The organism is Thalassotalea sp. G20_0 (assembly GCF_017744175.1).
Taxonomy (GTDB): Bacteria; Pseudomonadota; Gammaproteobacteria; order Pseudomonadales; family Endozoicomonadaceae; genus Endozoicomonas.
Genome location: NZ_JAGHQV010000002.1, coordinates 156406 through 173842 on the forward strand (window position 1 = coordinate 156406; position 17437 = coordinate 173842).

Sequence of the window (17437 nt, forward strand, 5' to 3'; positions counted from 1 at the left end):
TAAGTGGGCAGTGACCATTTGAACGAAACCTCCTGTAAGTCCGGTCAGGAACTTTTCATTGTGAAAATAGTCCAAAAGATGAAATTAACTTCAGGAAAAGTGGAGATGCAACTTGATTGACACCAACACTGGGACACAGTCTGAATACGTTATCCCTGACCCTACAGTCCATACATCTGAATCAACGTTTCCATCTAATACCAGTAATGCAAACTTTATGGGGCACCAGCTTCAAGCTACACAGTCATCCCGGCGAGTAGAAGCTGCTCTACAAGGTCAGTGCGCTCTTTGCCTGGAAACTTTCACCAATACTGAAATCAAGCCATTATCTTTGTTATCATGCTTCCATGTGTACCACTCAGAATGCACTAATAAGCTATTAAAGTATCAGCAGCCCTGTCCTGAGTGTAAGGGTGTTGTCAGTCCTTCAACGATTAAAGTCTACGATAACAGCACATTATTAAGTGAGAGTTTGCCACTGGAATGCACTGAAAACCTTTGTACCGTCGTAGGAACCAATGCCTCGATCAGCTCCGGCACGAAAGCTTTCTGCCCTTATCCCCTGGTAACTTTCCCACATCAAGAGGCAAAAGACTTTCTGAAGAACAACCATACCCAAATTATTGCATGGCTCCTTGAGTCATTTGCCCAAAAACAGTACACAATCGCTGATGTGTTTTATGATGAAAAATGTTGCTACACAGACGAATTCATCCAGTTTCACCCTCAACCAATGATTATCATTTCTGTGCAGTTCAACCCCAAGGAGCCCAAGGTTGATTTGGGCTATACGTCTGCAGCTATTGACAATGCGACAACTCCAGAAGCTGCTTTCACAAATCTTCTGGAAGACCTTCGAACCGATTTATTATTTCTCAGCCTGAAAAACACGTATCCAGCTATTTTTGACAGCAAAACAGATCTCTGGATCTGTCGTTATGATTTATGGAAACAGAACGCTATTTTTATCAATGACTTAAATAATTCCATCCCTCTTCGCACCGTATTCGATCCATCGACAAAATCCTTTAGCTGGGATAGATTGAAAAAGGCGCTGGAAGAAAAGGGTTTTGAATATAAGAAGTTATTCGATACAACCCCTTCTGAAAATCTTTTCGAGAGCAGGCCGGTTGATTCTGTTGACGGTTTTTACTCCAATAGGCGGAGTGAAACTATAGACTTAGAATGTTTGATATCCAGCTCACAATGCCCTGTTAGTGACAGCACGTTAGACATTCCCTCTGGGAAGTTTGATACCGATAGTTTCTTATTCTGATCTGAAGAAGCTTAACCGGGTAACACCCGATCACCTCGAATTATCCTTGGTGATCGGACGCATCAGTAGCAGATATAGTCAGGCATCAATACGTTTGTACTTAATACGGTGCGGACCAGCCGCTTCTGCACCCAGGCGGTCCAGGCGGTCAGCTTCGTACTCGGTGTAGTTACCTTCAAAGAAGGTCACTTTGGAGTCCCCTTCGTAGGCCAGAATATGAGTAGCAACACGGTCCAGGAACCAGCGGTCGTGGGAGATCACCATGGCACAGCCGGGGAATGCCAGCAGGGCTTCTTCCAGGGCTCGCAGGGTTTCAACGTCCAGGTCGTTGGAAGGTTCGTCCAGCAGCAGCACATTACCACCGTCTTTTAATGTGGCCGCCAGCTGGAGACGGCCCCGCTCTCCACCGGAGAGTTCACCGACACGCTTCTGCTGATCGCCACCCTTGAAGTTGAAGCGGCCAATATAAGCACGGGATGGCACTTCATAGTTATTGATGCGCAGAATGTCCTGGCCATCAGAAATGGCTTCCCAGACGGTTTTGCTGTCATCCAGCTCATCACGAAGCTGCTGAACGTTGGAGATTTTAACGGTGTCTCCCAGCTCAACGATTCCGGAATCCGGCTGCTCCTGCCCGGTGATCATTTTGAACAGGGTGGACTTACCGGCACCGTTACCGCCGATAATGCCGACAATGGCCCCTTTGGGAATGCTGAAGCTCAGGTCGTCAATCAGCAGGCGGTCACCGAACCCTTTGCTCAGGTTGTTGACTTCAATCACCTTGTCACCCAGGCGTGGACCGGGTGGAATGTAGATTTCATTGGTTTCGTTACGGCTCTGGAAGTCCTGGGACTGCATCTCTTCAAAGCGGGCCAGACGGGCTTTGGATTTGGACTGACGGCCCTTGGCATTGGAGCGAACCCACTCAAGTTCGTGCTCCATGGCTTTGCGACGGGCATCCTGTTGCTTCTGTTCCTGTTCCAGACGTTGCTCTTTCTGTTCCAGCCAGGCGCTGTAGTTGCCCTGGTAAGGAATACCTTCACCACGGTCCAGTTCCAGAATCCAGCCAGCGGCATTGTCCAGGAAGTAACGGTCGTGGGTGATGGCAACAACGGTTCCGGGGTATTCAACCAGGAAGCGTTCCAGCCAGGCAACGGATTCTGCATCCAGATGGTTGGTGGGCTCGTCCAGCAGCAGCATTTCAGGGCTGGAGAGCAGCAGGCGGCAGAGAGCCACACGGCGACGCTCACCACCCGAGAGGTGTTCAATTTTTGCATCCCACTCAGGCAGACGCAGGGCGTCTGCTGCCACTTCCAGCTTGCGCTCCAGATTGTGAGCATCGGCGGCCTGAATAATGTTTTCCAGACGGGCCTGTTCTGTGGCCAGGGCATCAAAGTCGGCATCCGGATCAGCGTAGGCGGCATAAACTTCATCCAGACGCTGTTGCGCCGCCTTAACTTCGCCCAGTGCTTCTTCAACCACTTCACGGACGGTTTTGGCCGGATCCAGCACAGGCTCCTGGGGCAGATAGCCGACGTTCAGGTTGGGCTGAGGGCGGGCTTCACCATCAAACTCTTTATCCACACCGGCCATAATCCGCAGCAGGGTGGACTTGCCCGCACCGTTCAGGCCCAGAACACCTATTTTGGCACCCGGGAAAAAGGAGAGAGAAATATCTTTTAGGATCTGACGTTTCGGGGGAACGATTTTGCTCACCCGATTCATGGTGTAAACGAACTGAGACATCATGTTTATCCGTGATAAATTGAACTGAATAATACAATACAACAAAGAATGGTAAAACAATGTTTGAGAGTATTCGGGATTTGAAGAAGCGGTATTGGGAGGCACTTTTGTGATGCTTTTGTGATTACAGAAATTTTATCCCTGCTCTGAAAAATTCCTCTGGACCCACCCCGCGAAAATGGTGGAAAACGCCGTTGAAATCAGCATGGAACTTTTTCATAACTGCCAATGTCAAAAAATTAATATGTTTCTACTACCATACCAACCTCCATAGGTTGGGCACTTTAATTTTTGAATGAGGATTTGCTTATGTTAATGGGACCTTCTGCAGATATTACTTCACAATTTAATATCAAACTGCGCGAAGACTTGAACAATGCCACTGGCCAAATGGAAGGCAATTTTAAGGGTCGATTTATTACCAGACTTGAAGGCTGTTATGAGAAAAATTTAGTGCGTCAGGTATACCAGGACACAAAAGACTTAAGAAGTATTAATGAAACTCATGGCCCAAATGAAAAGATTTTCCACCCAATCCATGGCCTTTCCCCTAATCATTGCCAATATATGGATCTGTTCGGGGGTTCAGTTAATTCGGGACGTGTATTAAAAGCACCCATTGTCAAATTTGACAAATCTTGTAAATTAGCTGACGAAGGTGAGGTGAGAACCAGGCTAGCTAAAAATAATGTCACTGAATCAATGGCTAATTTCGTTTGCTCCAACCTGGAAAAAATGGCAACTCTAGGCAACTGGTCCGGTCAGTCAGTTCCTATGAGTGCCAGAATAGTAAGATACACGCTCAATTCAGACAACGCTGAAATAGTGAATCTTCCCTGGAGTACTGGCTGGGCCCCTTTAACCATGGCATCAGTCATTTCGCCATGCAAGCAGGAGGGCGGTAAATACTCTGGTGGAGACCTGCTCTTTGCTGAAAAAGTACCAGAAACGTATTTTTGGAATTATTTCCCCCAGATATCTTCTATGTTGTTTTCTACATTTTCGAATTATTTTCCCCAGATATCTTCCATGTTATTTTCTACAGAAAAACACATTGCTGAAACAGTTAAACAATATCCCTATCCAGAAAACGGCTGCCTTATTACAGAAAACGTCTTTTCAATAGGCACAGCTAGTGACATAAAATCCAGTGGGAAATCATGTCAACGCATGGTATTTATCTTGTCCGCATACCCGGATAAACACCAATTTTTGTCCTTTATGGAAAAAAATTCAGGCCAAAACCTGGTGTTAAAAGATAGCCCGGATATTTCATAAACGTGCTCCTGCTCTCGCTTGTTCTTTGATGCTCCGGGAGGCTGTCCGAGAGGCTCCCGGCAACCCCGGAGCGAGGACGGCAGAAAATTGAGGATAAAAATCAAAAAGAATAATAGCGATATTTTTTGAACTAAAAGTTGTTTTTATGGTCAGAAAAAGTGGAATACCAATAAAACCATGTAAGGATAAAATCAATGCTTCCATCTGGAATCGGGTTTGGCCAAACGCCGACAAATGGACCATTTTACTCAAGAGAGGTACAATCTGATTCAACAGAAAGTACCCCTGCCCCGGCAAAAAAAATGCGATTCGACCAGGTTGAAAGAAATGTAGCAATTAATAATTGCACTCTGCCTTCCGTTAATTCCCGGCCACCCAGCTGCAATCATTGCCTTGGTGATATGGAAGCTGTGTTTCGTTATTTAATGGTTCTTTTACGCGCCAGATCTATCGAGTTAGTTCCCGGGGGAGATTATTCAGGAGTGACAAACCAACTGTTAACTCTCAGAAATACGGTTGACGAACAAATTCAACGTTTAAATCAGGGTGCCGGGATCACGGTTGTTAATGGTCAAGAGGTGGTGTATTTCCCGGACTCTCCTGTTTCAGAAAGGGCAATGACGCCAACATCCCCGGGCACAGATCTCCCTCCCCCGTGCATAAGGTCAACAGAAGGTGTTGTACATGGTACCGGTGTCATTGCTAACCGAAATCTCAAAGCGGATCAGGTTATATGCCCTTACGATGGACCATTGGTGTTCAGAATCCTTAATCAGAAAAAAAATGGCAAATATTTTGTCTTTACCATCAAGGGCTCGGACAATGATGACACTGCTGGTGTTAATATCCTGGAAAACGACACCTATGTAGCATGGTCGAACGTTTTTATTGCCAGATCTGGCGTACCTGGCATTGAGCTTGGCCGTGACTGTGAACATGATATCCGATTCCTGAATCACTCCAAGCAACCCAATGTATTGATCCGCAGTGCAGGTGTGAACTCGTTAGCGTGGGGTGACCGGGATACTCTTCAGCTGACAGTTGTGGCCCTGAGAGATATTAAGAAGGGAGAAGAGCTGGTATTTGATTATGATAAAAACCAGGCTGACTCTGAAATAGACTTCAGCATTTCGACAGTAGATCAGGTAACCAAAAATCAAAGAAATAACATAATCCAAAGAGTTAAATCCCTGAATAAAAAATGTTTGCAAGGTGGAAAGAAAAGACCGGCAAAAACAATGGAAAAAGAAGTTGACCTGCCAGAATCTCTTGATATTGAAATTGGCAAAATCATGGATAAAATTAAGGCTATTCGTGGTAAATCACATCATCCAGTAAGCCTTAATCAACTGAAAGCAGGTCTGAATAACAAAAATAAAGAACTACTGAAAATAATTTTTTCTAATAACCCGTCAATTTTGGAAGATATCGCTTCTTATTTGTCTTCATTAAAAATTGAACTAAGCAATGATATGGATAAGTTAACAATGAAAAATATTGACGATCTGAAGAAATATTTAGCAGGTACAATCTTTAACGGTAAACAAACCTGGTTTGATGTTGCTCAATTAAAAGAATATCTCGATTCCTTTAAGTGGAATAAACTTGGTTAATTGGTGCTATAAATAAACCGTTGCCCTTAGGGTACACATTAAGCGCCTACTCCTATCTTCGGCAAGTTAAAGATGGAACCACAAAGGACACGAAGAGCACGAAGGAAAAGAATAGCTCTTCTTTGTGCCCTTCGTGGTTCCTCCGAAACCTGATGAAAGTGGAGGGATAAGCTTTAAGCTTAATGTCCAACCTAAGAACTGTTGCCAGTACCACACATTCAGCTTGCTATTGTTTTTTGATGAATTTTCCTGACGGCATTATGAAGGGCTATAGCCCTATTTTTCCCGGGTTTTTCTACTGTTGATAGCGTAAAGTCAATCTCTGACTCTTCAAGGTCCGGATCGTAATCGAATAGCAGTTCTTCTCCGCGGGCAATGTCTTTCAGGGCATTAACCCTTAACAGAACCTGCTCGCATTCATTAACTGGCAATCTTCTCACTACCCGGGGCGAGGTGACTTTTACATTGGCATTTTTGGAGTGGTTCAGATATCGAATGGGGCCGACAGCATCACGACCAATCTCAATGCCGGGCGTTCCGGAATACTTGAGAAAAATACCAGACCAGGCAGCAAAAGTATCTTTCTCCATAAATCGCGGAACAGGCCCTTTTTTGCCCTGTTCCAGTTTGAATACATTGAATTTTTGCCGCTGGCCCGACTTTCGACTTCTTATGCGGTATATCAGTGGGCCATGATACAGAGAGATGAATTCACCTTTTTTAAACTGCGTTTTGGCTACAACGCCGGTGCCGTGGACGACGCCTTTACTGCTGGCCTGGATCTGTGCCCTGAGTCTGCGGTGATTGCCGTGGTCGGAACCATCAGCGGACCCGGCTTCATGGGAAAGCAACGAGACAGGTGACTCCGGAGCAGTAAATGCAGCCTCCTGCGTGTTTTCTGTTTCTTGTAACCGCAGTAAGGCAAGACTGGTCATGTCTCTCAGCTTTTGTATTCTGGTAATCGTCTCTTTATTTTGAAATAACGTGAGTTCTGTCGCATTGACAGTAGTAATTGATCTGACGCTCCGGATGGTTTGTAAATCATCCAGAATCTCATCACGCATCAATTTTTCATGAGGAGGCTCTTCAGCAACTGACCGGTTGAAGCAGTGCTTTCTGGCTCCGGGATCAATGCCAAAACGGTGAAGTGCAGGGGTTTCAACGGGTGGTTCAGTCCTTTTGGGTGAACAGATTGCTGGTATCATGTTGTGGCGTGTTTTTTGAAAAGTTGGATCTATTCGACAGAGAAGTTAACTGCTGGTTCAAAACTGTTTGTCAGCATTTTTTATTATTTCGCTGGATTATCTGTCAGGGGGGGAACGTTGTTGCTCAGACACAGTTCCGGGAGCGGGGCGAATGTACGGAGTCTAAGCCATTCCTGAGCCAAAAATCCTTTGAGCCTGTCTTTGCGTAAAAGAGGCGTTAAACAGGGTATTCATCATGGACATTGAGTGGTTTTTACTGCCGATTTCCTGCGGGCTGTATTAGAATAGCGTCTCACCACCAATATCCAGGCATTTCACAGCCTCTTGGAGGCTGTTAACAGGCAACCGAGGTAATGAATGTTCACAAAGGACATGACCATCGCTGAATTTGATCCGGAGCTGAAGGCGGCTATTGATGCGGAAACCCTGCGTCAGGAAGAGCATATCGAGCTGATCGCTTCCGAGAACTATGCCAGTCCAAGAGTTATGGAAGCTCAGGGCAGTGCGCTGACCAACAAATACGCTGAAGGCTATCCCGGCAAACGTTACTACGGCGGCTGCGAGCACGTTGATGTGGTTGAGCAGCTGGCCATTGATCGTGCCAAGGCGCTGTTTGGCGCAGGCTACGCCAACGTTCAGCCGCACTCGGGTTCCCAGGCTAACTCGGCGGTATTCATGGCGCTGCTGAAGCCCGGTGATACGATTCTTGGCATGAGCCTGGCCCATGGTGGCCACCTTACCCACGGTGCCAGCGTCAGCTCCTCCGGCCGAATCTATAATGCAGTGCAGTACGGTATTACACCTGATACCGGTGAGTTGGATTACGAAGAAGTTGAGCGCCTTGCCCTGGAGCATAAACCCAAACTTATTATTGGTGGCTTTTCTGCCTACTCCAGAATTGTTGACTGGCAGCGTTTTCGGGATATTGCCGATAAGGTCGGTGCTTACTTCCTGGTTGACATGGCTCATGTTGCCGGGCTGGTGGCTGCGGGCGTTTATCCTTCGCCAGTGGGTATTGCTGATGTGGTCACCACCACCACTCACAAAACCCTGGGTGGACCGCGCGGTGGTTTGATTCTGGCCGCTGAAGATGAAGAGCTGAACAAGAAACTGAATTTTGCCGTCTTCCCTGAATCCCAGGGCGGTCCTCTGTGCCATGTGATTGCTGCCAAGGCTGTCTGCTTCAAAGAAGCGATGTCCGATGAGTTCAAGACTTATCAGGCCCAGGTGGTCGAGAATGCCCGGGCCATGACCCGGGTGATGATGGAGCGGGGTATCAATATCGTTTCCGGTGGGACCGATGACCACCTGTTCCTGATGGATCTGATCGGTAAGGAATACACCGGTAAAGATGCCGAGGCAGCCCTTGGTCGTGCCAATATCACGGTGAACAAGAACGCGGTGCCTAATGACCCTCGTTCACCTTTCGTAACCAGTGGCCTTCGTATCGGTACTCCGGCTATTACCCGTCGCGGCTTTAATGAAGAAGACTCTGCCGCTCTGGCTGGCTGGATCTGCGATGTCCTGGACGCCCTGGGCGATGGTTCCGGTGATGCACAGGTGGAAGCCGAAGTGAAAGCCAAAGTGCTGGAAATCTGTTCTCGTCTTCCGGTTTACAAGTAACAGTTTGGGTGGTAACAGAAAGCCGCTGTGCCTTGAATGAGTGCAAGTTCAGCGGCTTTTTTTATAGATCGCAATAGAGGTCCTGAGGTTAAAAAGCGGCTTTCTCCGTTGAGTGCTTCAGTCGCTGAAACTGCTTCGGGTTCTGATATACGGGTAGAAACCGGGAACTTGTAATAAAACCGCAGCTGGTTATCATTGCTTTGGGACATATAGCAAATGGTGTCCCCTGATCCCCTCAAAAACTCAAGGATTAACTTGCTCAATGCATTGTCCATTCTGTGGTGCTGCTGAAACAAAAGTGATCGACTCGCGTCTGGTTGCAGAAGGCAGCCAGGTGCGCAGGCGTCGCGAATGCCTGTCCTGCATTGAACGTTTCACCAGTTATGAAACAGCAGAACTGCTAATGCCAAGGCTGGTAAAACGGGATGGTACCCGTGAACCCTTTAATGAAGACAAGCTGCGGGCGGGCATGTCCCGTGCCCTGGAAAAAAGGCCGGTAGGCGTTGAGCAGCTTGAAGAAGCGGTAAGCCGCATTACTCATCGCCTGCGGGCCATGGGTGAACGGGAAGTCAGTTCCCGGATTCTGGGTGAAGAGGTTATGCGCGAATTAAAGCAGCTGGATGAAGTGGCCTATATCCGTTTTGCTTCCGTCTATCGTCATTTCAAGGATCTGAATGAGTTTCGGGAAGAGATCGACCGACTGGAGACTGAGGATCGGGATTAAATGCCTCTGATTCTGTTACTGCTGGCGATTCTGATCCTGGTTTTCGGGCCTCAGTTCTGGGTCAGGCACACGTTCCGTAAATATGGCAAAGACCGACCGGATCTTCAGGGCACCGGCGGCGAGCTGGCACAGCACCTGATTGAACGATTCCAATTGGATGGTGTATCCGTTCGTGAAGGTCAGGATGGGGAGGATTATTATGATCCGGAAAACCGGGTGGTTTCGCTCTCCTCATGGCACTATCGGGGGAAGACCATCGCTGCTGTTGCCGTTGCTGCCCATGAAGTCAGCCATGCCTTGCAGCATCAGGAGCAGCACCCCGGGTTTATGCGTCGGCAGAAGCGGGTAAAAATGGCCATGATGATTGAGCGGTTCAGCGTTATGGCCCTGATGGTGACACCTTTTATCTTCTTATTCACCCGGCTTCCCCAGAGTACTCTGATCACTTTGCTATTGGGTGCTTCCGGGATGGTTGCCTCACTCTGGGTGCAATTGATGAACCTGCCCATTGAGATGGATGCCAGTTTTAACAAGGCCCTGCCGATTCTGGAGGAAGGGTATCTTGCCAGAGACGATCTACCGGGGGCCAGAAAGGTCCTGAAAGCCGCGGCAATGACCTATGTTGCTGCGGCACTGGCAAGCTTGCTGAATATCGGACGATGGATAGCTATTTTAAGGCGATAACGATAATAAGTAGTTGGGCAAATGGATGCCTTTGGAATTGAGTTAAATATGGTCAGTTTATCCCTGTTGGTTCTTTTTGTTCCTACGTTTTTCTTTGTGTCTGCCACCAAAAGAGACCGGTATCAGAGAGCTTATGGTTCAGGGGTTTTTCACTGCGGTAGCGAATCCCAAAGGATGGGCATTCTTTATCTCATTGCTACCACCCTTTATTTCAGCAGATCAGCCGCTGACTCCACAGCTGATTATTCTGGTGGCCATTATTCTGGTTATTGAATTTATCTGCCTGAATATATACGCAGCCGGTGGCAGAACGCTGCGACATTTTCTGCAGAAAAGCGGTAATGTTCGGATGATGAACCGGATAGCCGGTTCTCTGATGATGGGGGTCGGTATCTGGCTGGCGTTTGGTTGAATCTGGAGGTGGTTTGGCTGAATAAATCAATTGCCAGCGGAGAGTCTGTTGCCAGAGAAGAATTTAGTTAATCTTTGGAAGAATGTTGTGGACTCCTCCTTTCCCAAGGTTCGAATTTCTTTTTTTAAATCAGCAATTTTTTTGTTGTAAAGACGTTGACGATTGCTGGTATCATTGCAATGAATAAAATCATGGTCGTCTACTCCAAATATGCGTATTTTTCGGAAATAATATGCTTCATTCCAATCTTTAAGGCACTCAAAGCAAATGTCATGGTCACAAAAGCTGGCATCTGCGGGTATATTCTCATTTGCATGCGCGCCTGACCGTCGAATGTGATTACAGCCTTCCGGTCTCTCAATGAGGTTATCACATTTTGGGCATGGCCTGAATCTACTGTCATCCGCTTTGGCCATCCTGTAAACCTCCAGTTTTGCATTCAAATCAGCAAGCTGCTGTGCCGGTCGCATGGCTTTTGCTTCATCACAACTCATATCGAAATGAGGCGTTTCTTCACAGCTGGCGCAAAACCTGCGATCACAAGGTGCGCTTTCAATAATGCGGCTGGTAATGCGTCTGGTAATTCGTGCGGAGCATCTGATTATAACTTGTTCAGGATCTCTCAGATTGACAAAATGCTGCTGCTGGCAGCCTGGGCATGTAGCATTTTTGAACACTACAGGATCCAGCAAGGGGGAGAACGGATCCCGGGCAAAAATCCGGAATTGTGATTCCAGGTGGAAATCTTGCAGGATCCGCAAACAATCCGGGGATGAGATCTGTGGAGCAAGCTTTTTAACGGGTATGGAGTGTTGCCTGGATGAATCGCAAGTTGGGCAAGCTATGCCAACCCCATTTATTTCATCATTTGTTATGGGGTCTGCGATTCGATATTGAGTGTGCTGTGACAGGCAGTCAGAGTGAATCCACGTTGGTGTTTCACATCCGGAAATAAATGCTGCTTCTGGTGCATTTTGAAAATCACTCAGGCAGACAGAGCATTTTGCATCGGTGGGTGGTTGAGTCTCACTTGCATCCGACGTTTCTTGTCGTAGAACAGGTTCCGGGCTCTGTGCAGCAGTAGATTCTGGAATGGGAGCAACAGGATTTAATAAATGGCGGGTTCCGCGCAGGTAGGTACCATCAGTTGCTCTCACTTCATAAGTTATAGTTCTGGGTATGTTGGGATCAGCCTCTAAAACGGACTGTAAAGTACGATCCAGCCATGAAGCCAGGGCATCAGTATTCGAGCCTTCATCAGATTGTCCAATATTGTTAGAAGCGATGTTTAAAGTGGAATTGGGAATCATATTTAGTTCTTTCAATTCTTGATTTGCCCTCATCAGACTAAATTTTGATCCCAAAGTTCCATTTTTTTTTAAGTAATCTGTCTCGGAGTAATATTGATATTAATTATTCTTTGATTGCTGCTGCCCCGCCAGGGCAGTGACAGATCTCTCTTATCCAGTTCAAAGCGTCCATCAATCAGCACATCAATGTATTGCACAACGTCCTGTTGAGCCTGGCTGAGTTCTTCCAGCGTGTAGCCAGTCCAGAGCCAGATATTTTTCTGCGGATATTCGGCTTTTACCCGCTGAACCAGCTTCAGCATGCCGGATAGATTGCCGGGAAACAGAGGGTCTCCGCCGGACAGCGACAGCCCATCGCGCTTGATGCGGGAATCACCCAGGTCGGCAATAATCCGGTCTTCCATGGCCTGGTCAAAAGCGGTTCCCTTGCGGGCATCCCAGGTGGTGGCGTTATGGCAGCCTTTGCAGTGGTGTTCACAGCCACTGACAAACAGGGTGCAGCGGGTGCCTTCACCATTGACCACATCGATTGGATAGTACTGGAGATAGTTCATGCTCTTTGCGTTTCCATGGTACCTGTGGTGCTTATTCCCACGCAGAGCGTGGGAATAAGCAGCCGTATCAGAGGTGCTTCACCCGACGAACCACTTCTTCCTGCTTACCTTTAATAAACGGTCGGCTGTTGGGTTGGCCCAGGTAACCACAAACACGACGGGTTACGGACATCCTGTCAGAGTCGCGGTTTTTGCACTGTGGGCATTCAAAACCACGGCTGGTGGCGTTGAACTCACCTTCATAATCACAGCTGTAGCAGGAGTCATTGGGTGTATTGGTGCCGTAGTATGGGACCTTGTCGTAGGTATAGTCCCAAACGTTTTCCAGTGCCTTCAGGTTGTTGACCATGTTCGGGTACTCACCGTAGCAGATGAAGCCACCGCTGGCGTGTTTGGGGTATACCTGTTCAAAGTCGACCTTGTCGTATGGGTTGACCTTCTTTTCCACATCCAGATGGAAAGAGTTGGTGTAGTAGCCTTTTTCAGTCACGCCTTCAATAACACCAAATTTCTTTTTGTCCAGGCGGCAGAAACGGTCACACAGGCTTTCGCTTGGGGTTGAGTAGAGGCTGAAACCGTAGCCGGTTTCCTGTTTCCACTTATTCACCGCTGCACGCATCGTTTCAACAATGGCAACGGCTTTCTGGCGCAGCCCTTCACTGTCGTAAAGATCACCAGAACCATTTTGGCCACCATAGAGGGCAATGATCGTCTCATGGATACCGATGTAGCCAAGCGAGATGGAGGCGCGACCATTTTTGAAAATATCGCTGATCTTGTCATCGGGCTTCAGGCGAACACCGCAGGCACCTTCCACATAGAGAATCGGCGCTACCCGTGCACGGACACTATCCAGACGTTGTATACGGGTCATCAGGGCTTCTTTCGCCAGCTGCAGACGCTGTTCCAGCAGTTGGTAGAAGGTCTCTTCACTGCCTTTGCTTTCAATCGCTATGCGGGGCAGGTTGAGAGAGACGACCCCCAGGTTATTACGGCCATCGTGAATCATCTTGCCGTCTTCTTCATAAACACCCAGGAATGAACGACAGCCCATGGGTGTTTTAAAGCTGCCGGTCACTTCAACCAGCTTGTCATAGTTGAGAATGTCCGGGTACATCCGCTTGCTGGCACACTCCAGTGCCAGTTGCTTGATATCGTAGTTCGGATCTTCAGGGCTGAAGTTCACACCTTTTTTGATGGCAAAGACCAGCTTTGGAAAGACCGGTGTCTTGCAGTTTCTGCCCAGACCACGAATCCGGTTTTTCAGAATGGACTGCTGCACCAAGCGCTCTTCCCAACTGGTACCCAGACCAAAGCCAAAGGTGACAAACGGCGTCTGACCATTGGCGGTGTGCAGGGTATTTACCTCATACTCCAGTGCCTGGTAGGCGTCGTAGCAATCCTTTTCGGTCATTTCCATGGCGTATTCACGGGCTTTTTCTTCATCACGGATCCAGCGCATGCCTTGCAGCAGGTGCTTTTCAAAGGTTTTGCGTACGTAAGGTGCGTGAATACGGTCAATCTCATTGATGCTGGTACCGCCATAGATATGGCTGGAAACCTGGGCAATGATCTGGGCTGTGATGGCCGCTGCGGTAGTGATTGATTTGGGCGTTTCAATTTCCGCATTACCCATGCGGAAACCGTTGGTCATCATCCCTTCAATGTCGATCAACATGCAGTTGAACATCGGGAAGAAGGGCGCGTAGTCCAGGTCATGGTAATGGATTTCACCACGGTCATGGGCAGCGGTAATGTGCTTTGGCAGAATATGCTGCCTGGCATAGTGCCTGGCGACAACACCGGCCAGAAGGTCCCGTTGGGTGGGGATAATTTTACTGTCTTTGTTGGCGTTTTCGTTGAGCAGCTCTTCATTATCCTGGTTGATAATGCTCAGAATGTCCCGGCTCAGGGCATTACGCGACTCACGTTCAATATCCCGGGTCTGACGATACTCAATGTATTTGCGGGCAGCGTTATGGTATTCGCTACTCATCATCAGGTGCTCTACCTGATCCTGAATATCATAGATATCCACCAGTTCCAGACCTTCCACGGTGCTGGCTACTTTTTTCGCAACGTACTCAGCAAAGTCATGGTCTTTGATCTGAGCATCATTGAGGGCGCTGGCAACGGCTTTTACGATGCGTGGTGCATCAAAAGGCTGGCGTGAGCCATCGCGTTTGATGATCTCAGTCATGGTGGGTCTCCGGACAAATAAAGTAATGAGATATTGCGCCTTTTCGGGTGGAATATCTACAGGTAGTGGTATGTGTGCCTGGTTGGCACTATATGATGTGGTGTTTTGCGGCGACTATGATCTACTAAACTGTTTGATTCTGCAATATTGACAAAACGTAAATCTGCTGGGGAAAGCACGGTTTTCATTCGAAAGTCAGGAGTTACTGACAGGGAAAGCCTTGCATACTGTGTGGTTAAACACGATGGGTCTACTGGAAATAGCATTTTGCAGGTATATGCCGAAATATTTTCATATCAAGAGGAAAATGACGGCGACTGTGCAAAACAGTTGCAGCATGGAAAGCGCACTTCATCGCCATTCGGCAAAGCTTTCCTGGTTCAGAATCGGTATTGAATAAAATGTTAAAAAATTTTGGAATGAAGGAATTTTTTCTTGGGAAAGTGGTCAAATTCTGAATCTAATGAAAATAATTTAGTAATAAAGTGCAAAAAATGAATCCATTTTCTGATTACCTGTTTTTTTCCCCTGATACTTTTGATTGGCTCACTGAAACAACATGTGATACAAAAGAGATCAGAATAAATAATGGGTTTTTTTATAATAAAAAAGTTAAAGCAACTGAATCGGCTGTTTCTGGCTATGTTACTGAAATGATCGAACGAAATGCTGTTTCTGATTCGTCCATTTGCCCGCTAATAATGGAGGAGATTCCACCATTATTTCCTGAATTAGATAATATTGACTCTACGTCTGCAAATATCGAAGGAAATAAACGTCCACTATTCTCGAACCACGAAAATTGTAATAAATCTGGTAATGGTGATATTTCCATAGAAATAAAAATGAATGAGCCGGATGCTCAGATAGAAAATTCAACAAAGGTCTTGCACACTGTCAAGAAGTCTTTTCAGTGTAATGTATGCGAAAAGAGCTTTAATCGAAAGCAGACTCTGGAAGCACACATCCGTATACACACTGGCGTAAAGCCCTTTAAGTGTAATGTATGCGAAAAGAGCTTCAGGTATTTCAATGGCCTGACAATACACACCCTCCGCGTCCATACTGGCGAGAAACCCTTTAAGTGTGAGTTCTGCGACAGGCGCTTTGTCCAAAGATGTGAACTGAAAAATCATATCCGCATCCATACTGGCGAGAGGCCCTTTAAGTGTGAGGTGTGCAAAGAGAGTTTCCGTGAAGCCAATAGCCTGAAAAAGCATACCCGCACCCATACCGGCGAGAGGCCCTATAAGTGTGAGTTATGCGATAAAAGCTATATCCAAAAAAGTGGCCTGATTGGCCACACCCGCCGCCTCCACTCCAGTGAGAAGCCCTTTAAGTGTGAGGTGTGCGAAATATGCTTTGCATTAAAAAATCAACTAACACGGCACCAGAAAACTAAACGCCATTTGCAGAAACTGGCTGAACTGTCATCAACCTGACCATCAGGAAATACTGGTCGCTGTCCTCTGGACAGGCAAACGGTAAGTAGCTAACCATATGAAATCGTATATATCATTGTTTTACTGGCCGCCCTGCAAAGAGCAAACAGGCTCCTGGCAAGTCCTTATACCTGGTTGTGACAAATTAAAAAGTTTGGAATGAAGGAATTTTTTCTTAGAAATGTGGTCTAAAAGGAATATAACGAAAACAATTTAGTAATAAAGTGCAAAAAATGGATCTATTTTCTAATTACCTTTTTTTTCCCCCTGGGACTTTTGACTGGCTCACTGAAACAACAAAATGTGATAAAAAAGAAATTGAAATGGAAAATGGGATTTTTTATGGAAAAAAAGTTCAAGTAATTGGGTCGGCTGATTCTGATTCTGATTCTGATTCTGATTCTGATTCTGATTCTGGCAATATTCCTGAAATAATCGCAAGAAATGGTGTTTTTGATTCGCCCATTTGGCCAAAAATAAAGGAGATTCCTTCACTATTTCCTGGGCCTGATGATCTTTGCCCTACTTCCGCTGATAGCGAAGGAAATAAACGTCCACTATCTTCGCACCTCGAAAATTGTGATAAATCCGGAAATGGTGATATTTTCACAGAAATTAAAATGAAGGAACCGGGTGCTCAGATAGAAAATTCAACAAAGGTCTTGCGCACTGTCATAAAGCCTTTTCAGTGTAATAAATGTGAGAAGCGCTTTGAGCGAAAGGTGAATCTGGCAAAACACATCCGTATACACAATGGCAAAAAGCCCTTTAAGTGTGAGGTATGCAAAAAGAGCTTCGATCGATCCAGTAACCTGAAAGTACATGCCCGCAGCCATAATGGCGAGAGGCCCTATAAGTGCGATACTTGTGACAAGAGCTTTACCCAAAGCAGTGACCTGAAAAAACATATCCGCATACATACCGGCGAGAAGCCCTATAAGTGTGAGGTGTGCGAAATGAGCTTCAGGATTGCCACTAGCCTGAGAATACATACCCGCAAACACACCGGCGAGAGACCCTATAAGTGCAAAATTTGCGATAAGAGCTTCAGACTCGCCAATGGCCTGTTAAAACATAAAAGAACACATATCATACGTACCAGTAAGAAGGCCTTTAAGTGTGAGGTGTGCGAAAAGAGCTTTGCACTTAAAGCTTATCTAATAAAGCACCAGAAAACTAAACGCCATTTGCATAAACAGGCTCAACTGTCATCAACGAAACCATCAGGAAATACTGGTCGCAGCCCTCTGGGCAGGCAAGCGGTAAAACCTGCTTTGCTTATCCGGGAGCCCCGTTAGATCGGTCAAAAATTACGGAGAACTGTCGGTTATCCGTGAGGGGTAATATCATTGTTTTACTGGCCGCCCCGG

General features: G+C 46.7%; 14 protein-coding genes and 1 pseudogene. 9 read left to right on the plus strand and 6 right to left on the minus strand.

What is annotated here, in order from left to right; translation table 11 throughout:
- The first annotated feature begins 112 nt into the window (after nt 1-112).
- The gene (locus tag J7438_RS01865) at nt 113-1276 is read left to right on the plus strand and encodes an RING finger domain-containing protein (protein ID WP_209275202.1); all 1164 of its coding nucleotides are present in this window, start codon (nt 113-115) and stop codon (nt 1274-1276) included.
- A 78-nt stretch (nt 1277-1354) separates the two neighbouring features.
- Here the strand turns inward: J7438_RS01865 and ettA are convergent, their stop codons facing one another.
- The gene (gene ettA / locus J7438_RS01870; protein WP_209275251.1) at nt 1355-3022 is read right to left on the minus strand and encodes an energy-dependent translational throttle protein EttA; all 1668 of its coding nucleotides are present in this window, start codon (nt 3020-3022) and stop codon (nt 1355-1357) included.
- Between the two features lie 309 nt (nt 3023-3331).
- Here ettA and J7438_RS01875 point away from each other — a divergent pair, with 309 nt between their 5' ends.
- Entirely contained in the window at nt 3332-4300 is a 969-nt protein-coding gene (locus tag J7438_RS01875) for a hypothetical protein (protein WP_209275203.1), read from the plus strand.
- On the opposite strand, the gene J7438_RS01880 is transcribed toward J7438_RS01875, so the two are convergent.
- Nucleotides 4295-4504 carry a hypothetical protein gene (locus tag J7438_RS01880; protein ID WP_209275204.1) on the minus strand — a complete coding sequence of 70 codons (210 nt, stop codon included), beginning with the start codon at nt 4502-4504 and terminating at the stop codon, nt 4295-4297. The genes J7438_RS01875 and J7438_RS01880 overlap by 6 nt on opposite strands.
- Here J7438_RS01880 and J7438_RS01885 point away from each other — a divergent pair.
- Nucleotides 4495-5913: an SET domain-containing protein gene (locus J7438_RS01885; protein WP_209275205.1), complete on the plus strand. Its 1419-nt coding sequence runs from the start codon at nt 4495-4497 to the stop codon at nt 5911-5913. The two genes, J7438_RS01880 and J7438_RS01885, sit on opposite strands and share 10 nt — an antisense overlap.
- 218 nt (nt 5914-6131) lie before the next feature.
- On the opposite strand, the gene J7438_RS01890 is transcribed toward J7438_RS01885, so the two are convergent.
- Nucleotides 6132-7118, minus strand: a complete 987-nt coding sequence (locus J7438_RS01890) for an SET domain-containing protein (protein ID WP_209275206.1) — start codon at nt 7116-7118, stop codon at nt 6132-6134.
- A gap of 357 nt (nt 7119-7475) precedes the next feature.
- Between J7438_RS01890 and glyA the strand changes: the two genes are divergently transcribed.
- The 4 genes and pseudogenes from glyA to J7438_RS01910 form a co-directional block, all read left to right on the plus strand.
- Complete coding sequence (glyA, locus tag J7438_RS01895; RefSeq protein ID WP_209201792.1) at nt 7476-8741, plus strand: serine hydroxymethyltransferase; 1266 nt, start codon at nt 7476-7478, stop codon at nt 8739-8741.
- A gap of 262 nt (nt 8742-9003) precedes the next feature.
- On the plus strand, nt 9004-9465 hold the full coding sequence (nrdR, locus tag J7438_RS01900) for a transcriptional regulator NrdR (protein ID WP_101746570.1): 462 nt from the start codon (nt 9004-9006) through the stop codon (nt 9463-9465).
- Nucleotides 9466-10149, plus strand: a complete 684-nt coding sequence (locus J7438_RS01905) for a zinc metallopeptidase (RefSeq protein ID WP_209201793.1) — start codon at nt 9466-9468, stop codon at nt 10147-10149.
- A 127-nt stretch (nt 10150-10276) separates the two neighbouring features.
- Nucleotides 10277-10561, plus strand: a pseudogene (locus J7438_RS01910) (LysE family translocator); the annotation flags it as partial.
- Between the two features lie 26 nt (nt 10562-10587).
- On the opposite strand, the gene J7438_RS01915 reads toward J7438_RS01910, so the two are convergent.
- From J7438_RS01915 to nrdD, 3 genes are all read right to left on the minus strand, one after another.
- Nucleotides 10588-11871, minus strand: a complete 1284-nt coding sequence (locus J7438_RS01915) for an Rcat domain-containing protein (protein ID WP_209275207.1) — start codon at nt 11869-11871, stop codon at nt 10588-10590.
- A gap of 68 nt (nt 11872-11939) precedes the next feature.
- Nucleotides 11940-12425, minus strand: a complete 486-nt coding sequence (gene nrdG / locus J7438_RS01920) for an anaerobic ribonucleoside-triphosphate reductase-activating protein (protein ID WP_209275208.1) — start codon at nt 12423-12425, stop codon at nt 11940-11942.
- A gap of 67 nt (nt 12426-12492) precedes the next feature.
- The gene (nrdD, locus tag J7438_RS01925; protein WP_209275209.1) at nt 12493-14625 is read right to left on the minus strand and encodes an anaerobic ribonucleoside-triphosphate reductase; all 2133 of its coding nucleotides are present in this window, start codon (nt 14623-14625) and stop codon (nt 12493-12495) included.
- A gap of 494 nt (nt 14626-15119) precedes the next feature.
- Between nrdD and J7438_RS01930 the strand changes: the two genes are divergently transcribed.
- Entirely contained in the window at nt 15120-16067 is a 948-nt protein-coding gene (locus J7438_RS01930; protein WP_209275210.1) for a C2H2-type zinc finger protein, read from the plus strand.
- Nucleotides 16068-16300: 233 nt separating this feature from the next.
- The gene (locus J7438_RS01935; RefSeq protein WP_209275211.1) at nt 16301-17365 is read left to right on the plus strand and encodes a C2H2-type zinc finger protein; all 1065 of its coding nucleotides are present in this window, start codon (nt 16301-16303) and stop codon (nt 17363-17365) included.
- Nucleotides 17366-17437: the final 72 nt, after the last annotated feature.